The organism is Geodermatophilus sp. SYSU D01119 (assembly GCF_054049975.1).
In genome coordinates this window covers 130,394-145,965 of record NZ_JBJGYL010000007.1, presented here as the reverse complement: position 1 = coordinate 145,965, position 15,572 = coordinate 130,394, and the positions used below count along the sequence as shown (strand labels likewise).

Below are 15,572 nucleotides of genomic sequence, written 5' to 3'. Positions count from 1 at the left end.
ATCCTCCCCGGCGCCACCGACATCACCCGCCCGCGAGCCCGGCGTAGGTGGTGCGCAGCTCGCGCTTGAGGATCTTGCCGCTGGCGTTCTTCGGCAGCGCGTCGGCGAGCGCCACGTGCCGCGGCGTCTTGAACCCGGCCAGCCGCTCCCGGCAGAAGGCGACCAGCTCGTCGGGGTCGACCGGCTGCCCGTCGCGGGGGACGACGACGGCGGTGACCGCCTCGATCCAGCGCGGGTGCGGGATGCCGAAGACGGCCACCTCGGCGACGGCGGGGTGCTGGTAGAGCACCTCCTCCACCTCGCGGCTGGCCACGTTCTCCCCGCCGGTCTTGATCACGTCCTTCTTGCGGTCGACGACGGTGATGTAGCCGTCGGCGTCCATGACGCCGAGGTCGCCGCTGTGGAACCAGCCGTCGCGGAAGGCCTCGGCGGTCTTCTCCGGGTCGTTCCAGTAGCCGGCCGTGGCGTGCGGGCTGCGGTGCACGATCTCGCCCTCGACGCCGGGGCCCACCGGCTGCCCGAGGTCGTCGACCAGCCGCGTCTCGCCGTTGAGGCAGGCGGTGCCCGCCGAGCCGGGCTTGCGCAGCTGGTCCTCGGGGGACAGCACCAGCGCGAGGGCGGACATCTCGGTCTGCCCGTAGAAGTTGAACAGCGCCATCCCCGGCAGCCGCCGCGACAGCTCCTCGACGGTGGCCACCGGCATGATCGACGCGCCGTAGTAGCCCTTGGCCAGCGACGACAGGTCGCGGCGGTCGAAGTCCGGGGAGCGCAGCAGGCCGATCCACACCGTCGGCGGGCAGAACAGGCTGGTGATCCGCTCCCGCTCGATCGTCTCCAGCACCCGGGCGGGGTCGGGGGAGTCGAGGACGACGTTGGTGCCGCCGAGGTAGAGCGCCGGCATGAGGAAGACGTGCTGCGCGGCGACGTGGAACAGCGGCAGGGCGTGCAGGGCGACGTCGTCGGGGGAGTAGCGGCCGTCGACGATGCAGCTGACGTACTGGGCGACCAGGCTGCGGCTGGTCATCATCACGCCCTTGGGCCGCGACTCGGTGCCGCTGGTGTACATGAGCTGCAGGACGTCGTCGTCGGCGACCGGGACGTCGACCGGCGAGGTGTCGTCGTGCGCGGCCCACGCCTCGTAGGGCTCCCAGCCCTCGGGCGCGACGCCGTCGCCGCCGAGCACGCCGCGCAGGGAGACCTCGCCGTCCCGGCCGGAGAGGACGAGCGCCTCCTGCGCCACCGGCAGCAGCGCGGCCTCGGCGACGACGCCGGTGGCCCCGGAGTGCTCGAGGAGGAACGCGACCTCGCCGGCCTGGAGCATGAAGTTGACCGGGACGGCGACCGCGCCCAGCCGGGCGAGGGCGACGGTGAGCACCACGTAGCCGTCGTCGTTGTGCGACAGCAGCGCCACCCGGTCGCCCTTCGCCACGCCCCGCGCGGCCAGCGCGTGCGCGGTCCGGTCGACGACGGTGTCGAGCTCGGCGTAGGTGTAGGAGCGGTCGCGGAAGCGCAGCGCCGTCCGCCCCGGCGCGCGGGCGGCGGAGCGGCGCAGCAGGTCGGCGAGGGCGTGCCGGCGCGCCCGCGTGGTGGTGGCGGTGAGGTCCTCGACGGACACGGTGTCTCCCGGGGCTCGGAGGGCTGGTTCCTGTGACCCGGGGCACAACCTAGGGGTCCGCGGCGACATGGGGCCGGGCACACCTCCCGGGCCCGTCCGGTGTGCGCGGGCGCCACGGCACCGGGGGTTGCGCCCCGCCCGACCGGGGGGAGGGCGCTTAGCACGGCGGTCACGATCAGCACAAGCACCGGGGGCCCCACACATCGGCGGACCGGGATGTGGCGAGACCGCGCGGGGCCGGATCACCGGGAGGTCACAGTCGGTCCCACCTGCGCCGACTTGCTTGACGGCCGCCCTATCGTTCCGCGCCATGTGGCCCATCTCACGTCCGGGACAGCCGCCCGCGGAGGCGCCGTGCTGACCGTCGACTCGCTGCGCGTGACCTACGGCGGTGCCGTCGAGGCCGTCCGCGGCGTCTCGATGGAGGTGCCCGACCGCGCCGTCGTCGCGGTGCTCGGCAGCAACGGCGCCGGCAAGAGCACCCTGCTGCGGACCATCTCCGGCACCCTGCGGCTGCACCGCGGCCGGGTCGACGCCGGCACGGTCCGCTTCGAGGACACCGACCTCACCCGGCGCGACGCCGGCCAGATCGTGCGCCGCGGCGTCGTCCAGGTGCCCGAGGGGCGGCGCATCTTCGGCCGGCTCACCGTCGAGGAGAACCTGCGCGCCGGCGGCATGGGCAACCGCGACCGGGCGGCCAAGGCCAAGGCCGTCGCCCGGGTGCACGACCTGTTCCCGGTCCTGCGCGAGCGCGCCGGCCAGCGCGCCGGCCTGCTGTCCGGCGGTGAGCAGCAGATGCTCGCCATCGGCCGCGCCCTCATGGCCAGCCCCCGCCTGCTGCTGCTCGACGAGCCCTCGCTCGGCCTCGCGCCCCGCGTCATCGGCCAGATCGGCGAAGTCATCGCGGAGATCAACCGCCAGGGGACGGCGGTGCTGCTGGTCGAGCAGAACGCCACCATGGCCCTCGGCGTCGCCGACCGGGCCTACGTCCTCGACGTCGGCCGGGTCTCGCTGTCCGGCGACGCCCGCGAGCTCGCCGCCACCGACGAGGTGCAGCGCCTCTACCTCGGCCACACCGGCGACGCCCCCGTCCAGCGGGAGGACACCGCCCCGCGCCGCAGTCTGTCGCGGTGGACGGCGTGAGCGCCGCCGCGCCCGGGAGCGCCCGCGACACCGCCCGCGACACCACCCGCGACGACGTCCCGCCGGTCGAGGTCGACGGCGTCAGCGTGGCCTTCGGCGCGATCAAGGCGCTGGGCGACGTCTCGTTCACCGTCGCCCCCGGCTCCATCCACGCCGTCATCGGGCCCAACGGCGCCGGGAAGTCGACGCTGTTCAACGTCCTCTCCGGCGTCTACCGGGCCACCTCCGGCGAGGTCCGGTTCGGCGACGCGGTGCTCAGCTCCATGCGGCCGTTCCAGATCGCCGGCGTCGGGGTGGCCCGCGCGTTCCAGAACATCGCGCTGTCGGGCGCGCAGACCGTCGCCGAGAACCTCATGCTCGGCCGCCACCACCTCACGAAGGCCGGGTTCCTGTCCTCCGGGCTGCGGCTGCCGCGCGCCACCCGCGAGGGGAGGGTGCACGGCGAGCGCATCCGGGAGATCGCCGAGTTCCTCGACCTCGGCGACAAGCTGCACACCCCCGTCGGCGTGCTGTCCTACGGCGACCAGAAGCGGGTCGAGGTGGCCCGGGCGCTGTGCATCGAGCCGCGGCTGCTGCTGCTCGACGAGCCGGTGGCCGGCATGAACGCCCAGGAGACCGAGCGGATGGCCGGGGCGATCCGGGAGATCCGGGCGGCGCTGGGCATCTCGGTGATCCTCGTCGAGCACGACATGGGGATGGTCATGTCGCTGGCCGACCGGGTGACCGTCCTCGACTTCGGCCGGCGCATCGCCGACGGCACCCCCGCGCAGGTCCAGTCCGACCCCGAGGTCATCCGCGCCTACCTCGGCTCGGGCACCGAGACCGACCCGGCCGAGGCGGCCGCCGCCCACACCACCGACGCCACGGGGAGCCCGGCGTGACCCAGTTCCTGTCCCTGCTGCTCAACGGCATCTCGCTGGGCGCCATCTACGCGCTGATCGCGCTGGGCTTCGTGATCATCTTCAAGGCCAGCGAGGTCGTCAGCTTCACCCACGGGTCGCTGCTGCTGCTCGGCGCCTACTCGATCGCCCGGCTCTCCGAGCCGCTCGGCTTCCTGCCCGCCGTGCTCGTCGGCGTCCTCATCACCGCCTTCGCGGCGTTCCTGGTGGAGCGGCTGATCATCAACCGGCTGCGCGGCGCCCCGGTGATCAGCCTGGCGATCGTCACCATCGGCGTCGACATCATCCTGCTCACCGAGCTCATCCGGCAGATCGGCCCGGACATCCTCAACGTCCCGCACCCGTGGGGCGGGGACTCCGTGCGCATCGGCGGCGTGGGCATCAGCGAGAACCGGCTCATCGCCATGGGCGTCGCCGGCGTCCTGATCGTCGCGTTCTTCGTCGCCTTCAAGTACTCCAGCTGGGGCGTGGCGATGCGCGCCTCGGCCGAGGACGGCGAGGCGGCCGCGCTCATGGGCATCCGCCAGGGCCGGGTGTCGGCGCTGGCCTGGATCGTCGCGGGCGTGCTCGCCGCGGTGGCGGCGCTGTTCCTCGTCGGCGCCCCGACGCCGGGCGTGAGCGCCGCGGCCTACACCGTCGCGCTGCGCGCGTTCCCCGCGGCGATCCTCGGCGGCCTGGACTCCACCGGCGGCGCGCTGGTGGGCGGGCTGCTCATCGGGATCACCGAGGCCATGGCCGCCGGCTACCAGGAGCAGCTGTCCTTCCTCGGCCGCGGCTTCGGCGAGGTCGCCCCCTACGTCGTGATGATCATCGTGCTGCTGGTCCGCCCCTCCGGCCTGTTCGGGACCAAGGAGCTGACACGTGTCTGACACCCTCTCCGCCCCGGCCGGGGCGACCCGCACGCGGGGCGCGGCGCCGGCCCGGCCCGGCCGGTCGCCGATGCGGTTCCTCCAGCCGCTGGTGCTGCTCGCGCTGCTCGTCGTCCTGCTCGTGGCGCCGCTGTACGTGGAGGAGTTCTGGCTGCGCACCGGGTTCGCCGTCGCCGGGGCCGTCGTGGGCGCGATCGGGCTGAACCTGCTGGTCGGCACCACCGGCCAGCTGTCCCTGGCGCACGCGTTCTTCCTCGCCGTCGGCGCGGTCAGCTACACGTTCATCTCCGGGGAGTCCGGCGGCCTCGGCACCCGCGCGGTGCTGCGCGGGCTCGGGCTGCCGCCGATCGTCGGGATGGTCGTCGGGGTGCTGCTCGCGGGCCTGGCCGGGCTGCTGTTCAGCCCGATCGCGGCCCGGCTGCGCGGCATCTACCTCGGCGTCGCCTCGCTCGGCCTGGTGTTCATCGGCGTCCACGTGCTCAACACCTGGACGCCGGTCACCGGCGGGTTCAACGGCCGCTCGGTGCCGGAGTTCTCCCTGTTCGGGTTCAGCTTCGGCAACGACGACCCCCAGCTGTTCGTCCTGGGCGTGCCGTTCCGCGAGGCCGAGCGCCTCTGGTACCTCGGCCTGGTCCTCGCGCTGGCCGCCTACGTCTTCGCCCGCAACCTGCTGCGCAGCCGGCCCGGCCGGGCGCTGCAGACGCTGCGCGACAGCGAGGTTGCGGCGTCGGTCATGGGCGTCAACGTGCAGGCCTACAAGGCCCGGGTGTTCCTGGTCAGCTCGATGTACGCGGGCCTGTCCGGGGTCATGTACGCGCTGAGCATCGGCAGCATCGCGCCGGAGTCCTTCGGCCTGACCGTGTCGATCCTGTACCTGGCGATGATCGTGCTCGGCGGGCTCGGCTCGGTCGCCGGCGCCGCCCTCGGCGCGGCGTTCGTCACCGCCCTGCCCCTGGTCTTCCAGCAGTTCGCCGACGTGCTGCCCCTGGTCAGCTCCCCGGGTGAGGACGGCATCGCCGCGGGCATCGCCGCCCGCTACCTCTTCGGCGCCGCGGTCATCCTCGTCGTCCTCTTCGAGCCCGGGGGCCTCGCCGGCTTCGCCAACCGCTTCCGCCGCCGAGGGCGTGCCCCCGGCCGCGGACGACCGAGCGCCTCCGCGGGCTCGGCCGCCCGTCCCACCGACCCGTCCGATCCACCAGCGCAAGGGAGCAGCACCAGATGAGAGCAGGTACGCGTCTGCGGGGGGCCACCGTCCTGACGGCGGCGGCGGTGCTCGCCGTCACCGGCTGCAGCACCAAGGCGCCGGACAGCGGCGGTGGCGGCGGCGGTGGCGGTGGCGGCGACGCCGCCGGTGAGGTGACCACCGACGTCGGCGTCGAGGGCACCACCATCCGGCTCGGCGTCCTCACCGACCTGACCGGTGTGTTCGCCGCGCTCGGCACCGACATCACCAACGGCAACACGCTGTACTGGGACGAGAACCAGGTCTGCGAGACCTACGACGTCGAGCTCGACGTCCAGGACACCGGGTACGTGCCGCAGACCGGCGTGCAGCTGTACTCCGGCATGGAGCCCAACGTCCTGGCGATGCAGCAGACGATCGGCTCGCCGATCAACACCGCCCTGGCCGCCGACTACGAGAGCGACTCGATCGTCAACTTCCCGTCGGCGTGGGCGCGCACCCTCACCGAGATCCCGGGCACCGGCGTCCTCGGCGCCACCTACGACGTCGAGCTGGCCAACGGCTACCAGTACCTGTTCGACCAGGGCCTGCTCGCCGACGGCGACAAGGTCGGCCACATCTACTTCGAGGGCGAGTACGGCGAGAACGGCCTCGCCGGCACCCGCGCGGTGGCCGAGGCCCGCGGCCTGGAGGTGGTCGAGGCGCAGATCAAGTCCTCCGACCAGGACATGTCCGCCCAGGTCACCCAGTTCGCCTCCGAGGGCGTCGACGCCATCGTGCTGACCGTCGCGCCCGCCCAGACCGCCTCGGCGGCCGCGGTGGCCCAGGCGGCCGGCCTGGACGTCCCGATCCTCGGCAGCAACCCGGTGTTCGCGCCGGGCCTGCTGCAGGGCCCGTCCGCGCAGTGGCTCAAGGACCACCTGTACGTGGCCTCGCCGATCACCGCGTGGGACGCCCAGCCCGAGCTGCTCGAGCGGTACCAGGCGGCCTACCCGAACACGACGCCGAGCCTCGGCGCGGTCTTCGGGTACGCGATGGGCGACGTGATGAACCAGGTCCTCACCGCGGCCTGCGAGAGCGGCGACCTCACCCGCGAGGGCGTGACCGCCGCGTTCGGCGAGCTGTCCGACGTCGACACCGACGGCCTGCTGGTGCCGATCAACGCCTTCGAGACCGGCGTCTCGCCGAGCACGCAGAGCTTCATCCTGCGGCCGGCCGACGTCCCCGGCGGCGCCGAGGTCGTGCAGGACGCGTTCGAGGGCGAGCTGGCCGGCGAGCTGGCCGGCTGAGGAAGGCCCCCGGTGCTACCCGTCCCGCGTTGACGCTCGGGCCGGCACCCTGCACGGGGCCCCGTTCCAGCACGTGCCCGGCGCCTCCTCCCCGATGCGGGGAGGGGGCGCCGGTGGCGTGTCCTGGGCCGGTCAGCCCAGGACCGGCAGCTCGACCCGGGAGGGGGAGGCGGCGTCGCCGAGCACCTCGAACCGGCACGGGCGGCCCGACGCCGGCACCGCGAACGGGTCGCCGGTGCCGAGGTTGCGGGCGAAGCGGGGGAACGCCCCGCCGGCCACCTGCACCCGCAGCCGGTGCCCGGCCCGGAACCGGTAGGCGGTGGGGAAGAGCTCCACGTCGACGGCGAGTGCCCCGTCGGCGCCGACGGTGACGTCGGCGGCCGGCACCGAGCGCGGGTCCAGCCGCCGGATCCCGTCGACGACGTTGCGCGAGACCCCGGCCGGGTCGACGTCGCACAGCCGCACGAACAGGTCGGCGTGCTCCAGCTCCGGGCGCACCGAGATCCGCGCGCGGACGTGCCCGACGACGTCGAGGTCGCGCGCGAGCACCGGCCCGGTCCACACGAGCACGTCGTCGCGGGCCTCGACGGCGCGGTTGTCGGCCTGCTTGCCGGGACGCTCGAGCAGCGGGCCGCCGACGGTCGGCGTCGGGTCGGCCGGGTCGTAGGTGAACGCGCGCGGCGCCTCGCCGGGGATCCCGGCGTCACCGCTGAGGGTGCCGTCGGCGCGCAGGTGCAGCACCTCGCCGCGGGTGCCCGGCGGCGGCCACGACGTCGTCTCCAGCCACGTGCCCGCCTGCTGCAGGTACAGCCGCACCGGCGCGCCCGACGGCGCCGGGCCGCCCTGCAGGTGGTGGCGCAGCCAGGCGACGTCGGAGCGCACCGCCTCCCGCAGCTCCGCCGGGTCGCCGTGCAGCCACGGGCCGACGGTGACGCGGACCGGCACCCCGGCGGCCTGCAGGCGGGTGACGTCGGTGAGCTGCGCCGCGGCGAACAGGTCCCACCAGCCGGTGACCATGTTGGCCGGCGGCATGCGGGACAGGTCGGCGCCGTCGTGGTCGGCGACGGCCCAGAACGGGTCGCCGGGGGCGGCGTGGCCGGTGAAGTCGCGCCAGAACGGCACGGGCGCGCCGGCGGCGGCGGTGTCGGCGGCCTGCAGCGGCAGCAGCCGCAGCGCCCGGTCCACCCGCGCCCGCAGGCCCGGGTTCAGCGGGCCGGGCAGCCCGCCGGCCTCCTGCCGCCCGATCGCGACCGACCAGCGCAGCGCGTTCTCCAGCCCCGGCGCGCCGTGGTCGTAGAAGGCGGCGGTGATCCGGGCGGCGGTGACGTGCGGGGAGACGGCGACCAGCGGCGGGTCGGCGTAGGGCGCCACCGCCCACTGGGTGTGCCCGAAGTAGCTGGCGCCGGTCATGGCCACCCGGCCGTCGCACCAGTCCTGCGCGCGCAGCCAGGCGAGGGTGGCCAGGCCGTCCTCGCGCTCGGTGGTGAAGGGCCGGAAGTGCCCGCCCGAGCCGAACGTGCCGCGGGTGGACTGCACGAGGACCTGGAACCCGCGCCGGGCGAAGGGCGCGGCCAGCGCGTGCGCGAGCAGCCCGGCGCGGCCGTAGGGCAGCCGGATGAGCACCACCGGCAGCGGGCCGGTCGCCGTCGCGGGGCGGTAGTGGTCGCCGAGCAGGGTGACGCCGTCGGGCATGGGGACCGCGACGCCGCGCTCGACGGTGTAGCGGGTGGCCCGCAGCGGCAGCCCCAGGGCCGCGTCCGCGAGGAGCCCGCCCAGGCGTGCCGCTGCGCTCATCCAGCCGTCCTCCCGGTCGCCGACCCAGACCCGGGCCACTCTGCCCGAGCCGCCGGTCCCGCGCGTCCCCGTCGACGGCGGGTGGTGTGCGGATGCGGTGCGTTCCGCCGCCCGGATGCGCCCTGACCGCACGTCACCGGCGACCGTCGGACACCGCCGGCGCCGCTCAGCTGCGGGGGCGGGGCGGCGCGACCGGCTCCTCCAGCCAGTTCCAGCTGTGGTGGCTGAACAGCGTCTTGTTGCCGTGCGAGTCGTAGACGACGAGGTGGCCGGTGGCGGTGAAGCTGAACCGTGCGGCGTCGTCGAAGCGGAGCACCTCGCCGTCGGCGCGGTGGAGGTCGAAGGCCATGCCGGAGCGTGGCACGGCGGCCGGTGCGCGGCAGGTCCGCGCGGCACCGATGAGCTGCGCCCGCGCCGGGGGTCTGTCCTGCACCACCCCATCCCGGCGCCCGGAGGCCCCCGTGACCACCTCGACCACCCCCCCGACCCGCGAGGTCCGCAGCGCGACCCTTCCCGTCCCCGGCGCCGAGCTCGCGTGGGACGTGCGCCCGGCGGCCCCCGGCAGTCCGGCGGCGCCGCCGCTGCTGCTGGTCGGCTCCCCGATGGCGGCCGCGGGCTTCGGCACGCTGTCCGGGTTCTTCCCCGACCGCACCGTCGTCACCTACGACCCGCGGGGCTCCGAGCGCAGCCGCCGTACCGACGGCGCCACGACCAGCACGCCGCAGGAGCACGCCGACGACCTCGCCGCCGTCGTCGAGGCGGCCGGTGGCGGCCCGGTCGACGTCTTCGCCAGCAGCGGCGGCGCGGTCAACGCCCTCGAGCTGGTCGTCCGCCGGCCCGAGCTGGTGCGCACGCTGGTGGCGCACGAGCCGCCGTCGCTGCCGGTGCTGCCCGATCGCGAGGAGGCCTCGGCGGCGACCCGCGCGGTGGCCGACGCCTACGCCCGCGACGGGTTCGGCGCCGGGATGGCCGGCTTCATCCGGCTGGTCGCCCACCGCGGCCGGGTGCCGGCCGACATGGGCCCGGTGCCCGACCCGGCGGCCTTCGGCCTGCCGGCCGGCGACGACGGCTCGCGCGACGACGTGCTGCTCGGCCAGAACCTGATCACCTGCACGCACCACGAGCACGACGTCGAGGCGCTGCGCGCGGCGCCCGTGCGGATCGTGCTGGCGGTGGGGGAGGAGTCCGACGGCGAGCTCGCCCACCGGGGCGGGGAGGGCATGGCCGCGCGGCTGGGCACCGAGCCGGTGGTCTTCCCCGGCGGTCACGCGGGGTTCCTCGGCGGCGAGTACGGCCAGACCGGGGAGCCGGAGGCCTTCGCGGCCCGGCTGCGGGAGGTCCTCGACGGCGCCGCGTGACACCGCGCCCCGTCCTGTGCACTCGGCGCGGCGGGAGGGCCGCCCCGGGCGCGGTGCGTGCACACGGCGCGCCCGGAGCGGCGGGGAGGGGACGGCTCAGGCGTCGGGCGCCTGCGGGTCCCCGTCGTCGCCCGCGGTCTCCGGCCCCTCCGCGAGCAGCAGGTACAGCGCGCGGCGGGCCTGGGCCAGGACGTCGGCGGCCGCGGCGAGCTGGGCCTCGCTGCCGGTGCGGGAGACCTGGCGGACGGCGCCGTGCACCTGCTCGAGCAGGCCGCGCAGGTCGGCCCAGGGCGCGGCGCCCTGGGCGCCGGCGAACGGGTCGGCGCCGGTGCCGCGCAGCTGCTCGACCGCCTCGCGGCCGGCGTCGGTGAGGGTGGCGAGCTTGCGGCCGGCGTCGGCGGTCACGCTGACCAGGCCCTCGTCCTCGAGCTGGGCCAGCGTCGGGTAGATCGCGCCGGGACTGGGGGTCCAGCGCCCGCCGCTGCGCTCGCCGATCGCCTGCATCAGCTGGTAGCCGTGCATCGGCTGCTCGGCGAGCAGGATCAGCACGGCGGCGCGGACGTCGCCGCGCGGGGCGCGCCCGCGCCGGCCGCGTCCGCCCGGGCCGAAGCCGAAGCCGGGGCCGGCACCCGGGCCGGAGCCCGGACCCTCGGGGCCGCCGGGACCGAAACCGGGGCCGAAACCGGGGCCGAAGCCCGGGCCGAAGCCGAAGCCGGGGCCGAAGCCGGGGCCGAAGCCGGGGCCGGGGCCGCCGCGGTGTCCGCGGCCGTGCCCGTGGTGGTGGCCGGGACCCGCCTCGGGGTCACCCGCGCGGCCCGGTCCGCCGAGGCCGGAACCGAACGGACCGCCGAACGGGATGCCGCCCCAGCGGGAGGCCCGGTCGTCGCGACCGCGCCGGCGGCCGCCCCAGCCGGGGTGCCCGCCGGGCCAGGGGCCGGAGCCCTCGGGGGGCTCGAAGGGGTGGGAGCTCATGTCGTCCTCCTGACGTATCAGATGACGGTAACGATACATCGCTACATGACGGAGAGCCAGGCCGCGGAGGAGGACGCCGCGATCGCCTGCACGGCCGCCTCGCCCAGGGCGTCGACCTCGGCGGCCAGCGCCGGCAGCGCCACGGGGGCGGAGCCGGAGGCGGCGAGCAGCCGGGCCAGCCGGCCGGCCACGGCCTCGACCTGCCGCGCCGGCGGGGTCCCCGGGGCCGGCCGTGCCGGCGGCAGCACCGACCAGGCCTGGCCGGTCTCCGCGCACAGCACCGGCATGCGGCGCAGCAGCGCCGCGCTCCCGGCCGCCACCCGCCACAGGGCGCCGGTGCGCAGGTGCGCCGGACCGGTCGACCCGGCGGCGGCCCAGCGGAGCAGGCGCACCACCTCGGTCCACACGAGGTCGGACACCACGTCGTCGACGGCGCGGCCGCCGGGCGGGCGCCGGGTCAGCACGAGGGTGCGGGTGGCGTACGGGTCGAAGAGCCAGGCGGGCCGGTCCGCGTCCATGCCCGCACCCTCGCCGTCGTCCCTGTCGGTGGCCTGGGTGCCGGCGGGGAGCCGCCTGCCGGTCAGGCGAGTGCGGCGAGGACGGCCGCGGCGGCGGTGTCGAGCGCGGTGCGGGCGCGACCCCAGGACGTGGACGCCGGGAAGTCGCCGAGCAGCACGACGACGGTGCCGTCGGCGAGCACCCCGGCGGAGTGCAGCTGGCGGGTGCCGCCGACGCAGCACATCCAGCCCTGCTTGGCCGCCACGCCGGAGGTGCCGGCGAGCAGCCCGAAGGTCTGGGAGAACCCGTCGGCGGCGGTCGCCGAGGTGGCCCGCATCCAGCCGAGCAGCGTCGCGGCCGGCCCGGCGCCGAAGGTGGTCTCCAGGCCGGCGAGAAGCCGGGCGACGTCGGCCGCGCTGGTGGTCGCCTCGCCCCACTGCCCCGCCTCGGCCGGGGGAGCGGTCGCGCCCAGCCCGGCCCGCGCGGCGACGTCGGTGAGCAGCGCGGCGCCGTCGAAGCGGTCCCACAGCAGGCTCATCGCGGTGTCGTCCGAGCGCACGACCGCCCGCTCCATGCGGCCGAGGTCGGTGTCGCCGAGCGCCACCGCCCCCTCGGCGCCGAGCTGCAGCAGCCGGCCGACGACGACCAGCTTGACCAGCGAGGCGGTCAGCACGGCGTCGCCGGCCCCGGGCCCGGTGACGACGTCCTCGCCGTCCGGGCCGACGACGGCCAGGGCCACCGACCCGCGCGCGCCCGCGGCGGCCGTGTCCACGGCGGCGAGCACGGCGCCGGCGTCCACGGCGACCGCCCGGTCCTGGACGGCGGCCCGCGACGGCGGCCCGGTCGGTCCGGGCGCCGACGCCGAGGGACCTGGAGCGGAGAGCGCGGGACCGGAGGGGGAGGAGGACGCCGTCTCCACCCGGGTCGCGGCGCAGCCCGCGAGCAGAGCCAGGACGACCGCGAGCGCCACCGGCGGCGCGGCCGCCCGGCGCGCGCGGGAGCCCGGCCCGGGGCGGCGGACGGCGCTCACGGCCGCAGCCTGCGCCGCGTTCCTGGCAGGCGCGTGAACGCCGTGTTGCCGGATCGGGCGGAGCGGCGGGCCTTGCCCGTCCGCGGCGGTGGGAGCACGCTCGGGGTCCGGCTGGTCCGCACCGCTGGAGGTCGCCGTGGAGGCACGCGTCGGGGACCGGATCTGCGTCCGGTCCACCCACCAGGGAGAGCCGGAGCGCACGGGCACCGTGCTCGAGGTCCGCGGGGAGCGCGGCGGGCCGCCCTACGTCGTCCGCTGGGACGCCGACGGGCACACCGCCGTCTTCGTCCCGGCCGGCACGTGCACGGTCCTGCCGGAGCCCGCCGCCGGCTGAGCGCTCAGCCGCGGGCGTAGCGGGCGCGGGCGAGCTCCAGCAGTCGCGGCAGCCCCGGCGGCGGGGCGTCGGCCCACCAGGCGAGGTCCACCGCCACCGGCGGCGCGTCGCGCAGCGGCCGGTAGGCCACCCCGGGCCGCGGGTGCTGGCGGGCGGTGGCCTCGGCCGTCACCCCGGCCACCTGGCCGGCGGCGATCGCGGTGAGCCAGGGGTCCACGCCGCGGATGTCGCGGATGGCGGCGGGCTCGTGCGGCGGGGTCCACAGCGACGCCGTCGTCGTGCCGGTGGTGCCGTCGGAGGCGAGCACCCGGCCGGCGAGGTCGGCGAGCAGCAGGCTGCGGCGGCGGGCGAGGGGGTCGTCGTCGGCGACGGCGGCGAAGCGCCGCTCCTCGCCGAGCCGGGCGGTGCGCAGCCGCGGGTCCGACGCCGGGCGGCGCAGCACGGCGACGTCGGCCAGGCCCTCGGTGAGCCCGGCGGTCGGGGTGTTGGACTGCACGAAGACCAGCGCGGCCCCGGGGGAGGCGGCGGCCCAGGCCCGCTGCACGGCGGTGGTGTGCCGGCCCAGCGCCGCCCAGGCGTAGCCCACCCGCAGCTCGCCGCGCGCCCGCTCGGCCGCCCGGCGGATCGCCGCGACCTCCTCCAGCACCCGGCGGGCGTGGGCCACCACGCCGTGCCCGGCCGGGGTGAGGGCGACCTCGCGGGTGGTGCGGTGCAGAACCCGCACGCCCAGCGCGCGCTCGAGCGCGGCCACCGTGCGCGACACCGACGCCTGCGTGGTGGACAGGGCGTCGGCGGCGGCGGTGAAGGTCCCGGTGTCGACGACGGCGAGCAGCGCGCGCAGCTGCCGCACCTCCGGATCCATGCGCCGACCGTATCGCCGGGCGCGACACCGGCATTTCCGCAGGCCGCGCGGCGTGCCCAGGATGGGTCGGGTGACCGCCCCGTCCACCCCGGCCGCGTCCGCCGTCCCGTCCTCCCGCACCGCCCGCGGCGCGGCCACGCTGCTCGCCGGGTCGCTGAGCAACCAGGTGGGCGCCGCGTTCGGGGCGCTCGCCTTCCCGGCGGTCGGCCCGGCGGGCGTCGTGGCGGTGCGCCAGTGGGTGGCCGCGGCCGTGCTGGTGCCGCTGGCCCGGCCCGCGCTGCACCGGATGACCTGGGCGCAGTGGTGGCCGGTGCTCACGCTCGCGGTGGTCTTCGGCGGGATGAACCTGGCGCTGTACTCGGCGATCGAGCGGATCGGCCTGGGCCTCGCGGTGACGCTGGAGTTCCTCGGCCCGCTCGCCGTCGCGCTGGTCGCCTCGCGCTCGCGCCGGGACCTGCTGGTGGCGCTCACCGCGGCCGGCGGCGTCTGGTTGCTGGTGCTGCCCGGCGGGTCCAGCGACTGGGCCGGCATCGGCCTGGCGCTGGCGGCGGCGGGCTGCTGGGCGGCCTACATCCTGCTCAACCGGGTCGCCGGCGCCCGGCTGCCCGGCCTGCAGGCGCCCGCGGTGGCCACGGCGCTGTGCGCGCTGGCGGTCACGCCCGTCGTCGTGGTGCTGGTCGTCCAGGAGCGGCTGACGGGCGCGCCGCTGGCGTACGCCGTCGCCGCCGGGGTGCTCGCCTCGGCGGTGCCCTACGCCGCCGACCTGGTGGCGCTGCGCTGGGTGCCCGCCCGCGCCTTCGCCGTGCTGTGCAGCGTGCACCCGGTGTGGGCCGCCCTCGCCGGCACCGTGCTGCTCGGGCAGGCGCTGCACCTGCACGAGTGGGCCGGCATCGGGGTGGTGGTGCTCGCCAACACCGCGGCGGTGCTCGGCCCGCGGGTCCACAGTCCCGCCACGGCCGGCTGACAGGTCCGGCACAGGGACCGCGCCGAGCCTCGTGGGTGAGGGCCGGACGAGCCGGCTCCCCGGACGAGGAGCTCCCCGTGCGCAAGAAGATCGTGCTCGCCACCGCGGCCGGCGCCCTGGCCGTCGGCGGCCTGGGCCTGGCCGCCCCCGCCATGGCCGCCGACGACGAGAGGGCGGAGACGCCGTCGGCCACCTCCGCCGAGGAGCGCATCCGCGACGCGCTCACCGGCCTGGTCGACGACGGGTCGATCACCGCCGAGCAGGCCGACGAGGTGGCCACCACCCTCAGCGAGGCGGGCGTCGGCGGCCGCGGCGGCCCGGGGTCGGGCGCCGGGCTGTCCGTCGCCGCCGAGACGCTCGGCCTGTCCGAGGAGGAGCTGCGCACCGCGCTGGAGGCCGACGACGCGAGCCTCGCCTCCGTCGCCGCCGACCAGGGCGTCGCCGTCGAGGACCTCACCGCGGCGCTGGTGCAGGCCGCGCAGGAGCGGCTCGACGAGGCCGTCGCCGACGGCCGGCTCACCCAGGAGGAGGCCCACGAGCGCGCCGCGGACCTGGAGTCCCGCACCGCCGAGCTGGTCGAGTCGCCCGACCTCGGCGACCGCGGCGGGTTCGGTGGACGCGGCCCCGGTGGCGCCGGCGGCGACGACGACGACGACTGACCCCGCACCGCCCGCGGCGCCGTCCTCCTCCGGGGGACGGCGCCGCGCCGCACCCCGGGGACGCGCGGGCGCCGGTGCGCGTTGGTGCAGGCAGACGCCGCGT

16 protein-coding genes are annotated in these 15,572 nt (G+C 76.7%); 9 read left to right on the top strand and 7 right to left on the bottom strand.

Features of this window, described 5'->3' with window-relative positions:
• Positions 1-22: 22 nt before the first annotated feature.
• A complete protein-coding gene (locus ACI79X_RS07560) occupies positions 23-1,615 on the bottom strand; it encodes an acyl-CoA synthetase (protein ID WP_457024801.1) in 1,593 nt (530 codons plus the stop codon).
• A gap of 354 nt (positions 1,616-1,969) precedes the next feature.
• Between ACI79X_RS07560 and ACI79X_RS07555 the strand changes: the two genes are divergently transcribed.
• Genes ACI79X_RS07555 through ACI79X_RS07535 form a run of 5 tightly spaced genes read left to right on the top strand, consistent with a single transcriptional unit; the run spans position 1,970 to position 6,998 of the window.
• Complete coding sequence (locus tag ACI79X_RS07555) at positions 1,970-2,758, top strand: ABC transporter ATP-binding protein (protein ID WP_457024800.1); 789 nt, start codon at positions 1,970-1,972, stop codon at positions 2,756-2,758.
• Positions 2,746-3,639 carry an ABC transporter ATP-binding protein gene (locus ACI79X_RS07550; protein ID WP_457024799.1) on the top strand — a complete coding sequence of 298 codons (894 nt, stop codon included), beginning with the start codon at positions 2,746-2,748 and terminating at the stop codon, positions 3,637-3,639. The genes ACI79X_RS07555 and ACI79X_RS07550 overlap by 13 nt, the downstream gene beginning before the upstream one ends.
• Complete coding sequence (locus ACI79X_RS07545) at positions 3,636-4,526, top strand: branched-chain amino acid ABC transporter permease (protein ID WP_457024798.1); 891 nt, start codon at positions 3,636-3,638, stop codon at positions 4,524-4,526. The genes ACI79X_RS07550 and ACI79X_RS07545 overlap by 4 nt, the downstream gene beginning before the upstream one ends.
• Entirely contained in the window at positions 4,519-5,748 is a 1,230-nt protein-coding gene (locus ACI79X_RS07540; protein WP_457024797.1) for a branched-chain amino acid ABC transporter permease, read from the top strand. Before ACI79X_RS07545 ends, ACI79X_RS07540 begins: the two co-directional genes overlap by 8 nt.
• Positions 5,745-6,998 carry an ABC transporter substrate-binding protein gene (locus ACI79X_RS07535; protein WP_457024796.1) on the top strand — a complete coding sequence of 418 codons (1,254 nt, stop codon included), beginning with the start codon at positions 5,745-5,747 and terminating at the stop codon, positions 6,996-6,998. The genes ACI79X_RS07540 and ACI79X_RS07535 overlap by 4 nt, the downstream gene beginning before the upstream one ends.
• Before the next feature lie 132 nt (positions 6,999-7,130).
• Here ACI79X_RS07535 and ACI79X_RS07530 read toward each other — a convergent pair whose 3' ends face one another.
• Both ACI79X_RS07530 and ACI79X_RS07525 read right to left on the bottom strand, forming a co-directional pair.
• Positions 7,131-8,792, bottom strand: a complete 1,662-nt coding sequence (locus ACI79X_RS07530) for a CocE/NonD family hydrolase (protein WP_457024795.1) — start codon at positions 8,790-8,792, stop codon at positions 7,131-7,133.
• A gap of 166 nt (positions 8,793-8,958) precedes the next feature.
• A complete protein-coding gene (locus ACI79X_RS07525) occupies positions 8,959-9,141 on the bottom strand; it encodes a hypothetical protein (RefSeq protein WP_457024794.1) in 183 nt (60 codons plus the stop codon).
• 112 nt (positions 9,142-9,253) lie between these two features.
• On the opposite strand from ACI79X_RS07525, the gene ACI79X_RS07520 reads away from it, so the two are divergent.
• The gene (locus ACI79X_RS07520) at positions 9,254-10,150 is read left to right on the top strand and encodes an alpha/beta fold hydrolase (RefSeq protein ID WP_457024793.1); all 897 of its coding nucleotides are present in this window, start codon (positions 9,254-9,256) and stop codon (positions 10,148-10,150) included.
• A gap of 96 nt (positions 10,151-10,246) precedes the next feature.
• Here ACI79X_RS07520 and ACI79X_RS07515 read toward each other — a convergent pair whose 3' ends face one another.
• From ACI79X_RS07515 to ACI79X_RS07505, 3 genes are all read right to left on the bottom strand, one after another.
• On the bottom strand, positions 10,247-11,122 hold the full coding sequence (locus ACI79X_RS07515; protein ID WP_457024792.1) for a PadR family transcriptional regulator: 876 nt from the start codon (positions 11,120-11,122) through the stop codon (positions 10,247-10,249).
• A 41-nt stretch (positions 11,123-11,163) separates the two neighbouring features.
• Positions 11,164-11,640, bottom strand: a complete 477-nt coding sequence (locus ACI79X_RS07510; protein WP_457024791.1) for a hypothetical protein — start codon at positions 11,638-11,640, stop codon at positions 11,164-11,166.
• Between the two features lie 62 nt (positions 11,641-11,702).
• On the bottom strand, positions 11,703-12,650 hold the full coding sequence (locus ACI79X_RS07505; RefSeq protein ID WP_457024790.1) for a serine hydrolase: 948 nt from the start codon (positions 12,648-12,650) through the stop codon (positions 11,703-11,705).
• A 136-nt stretch (positions 12,651-12,786) separates the two neighbouring features.
• Between ACI79X_RS07505 and ACI79X_RS07500 the strand changes: the two genes are divergently transcribed.
• Positions 12,787-12,984, top strand: coding sequence for a DUF1918 domain-containing protein (locus ACI79X_RS07500; protein WP_073419784.1), 198 nt, complete (start codon positions 12,787-12,789; stop codon positions 12,982-12,984).
• 4 nt (positions 12,985-12,988) lie between these two features.
• Here ACI79X_RS07500 and ACI79X_RS07495 read toward each other — a convergent pair whose 3' ends face one another.
• On the bottom strand, positions 12,989-13,846 hold the full coding sequence (locus ACI79X_RS07495; protein WP_457024789.1) for a LysR family transcriptional regulator: 858 nt from the start codon (positions 13,844-13,846) through the stop codon (positions 12,989-12,991).
• A 70-nt stretch (positions 13,847-13,916) separates the two neighbouring features.
• Between ACI79X_RS07495 and ACI79X_RS07490 the strand changes: the two genes are divergently transcribed.
• Together ACI79X_RS07490 and ACI79X_RS07485 are read left to right on the top strand one after the other, a co-directional pair.
• Positions 13,917-14,810, top strand: coding sequence for an EamA family transporter (locus tag ACI79X_RS07490; protein ID WP_457024788.1), 894 nt, complete (start codon positions 13,917-13,919; stop codon positions 14,808-14,810).
• A gap of 77 nt (positions 14,811-14,887) precedes the next feature.
• Positions 14,888-15,469, top strand: a complete 582-nt coding sequence (locus tag ACI79X_RS07485) for a hypothetical protein (RefSeq protein WP_457024787.1) — start codon at positions 14,888-14,890, stop codon at positions 15,467-15,469.
• Positions 15,470-15,572 lie beyond the last annotated feature (103 nt).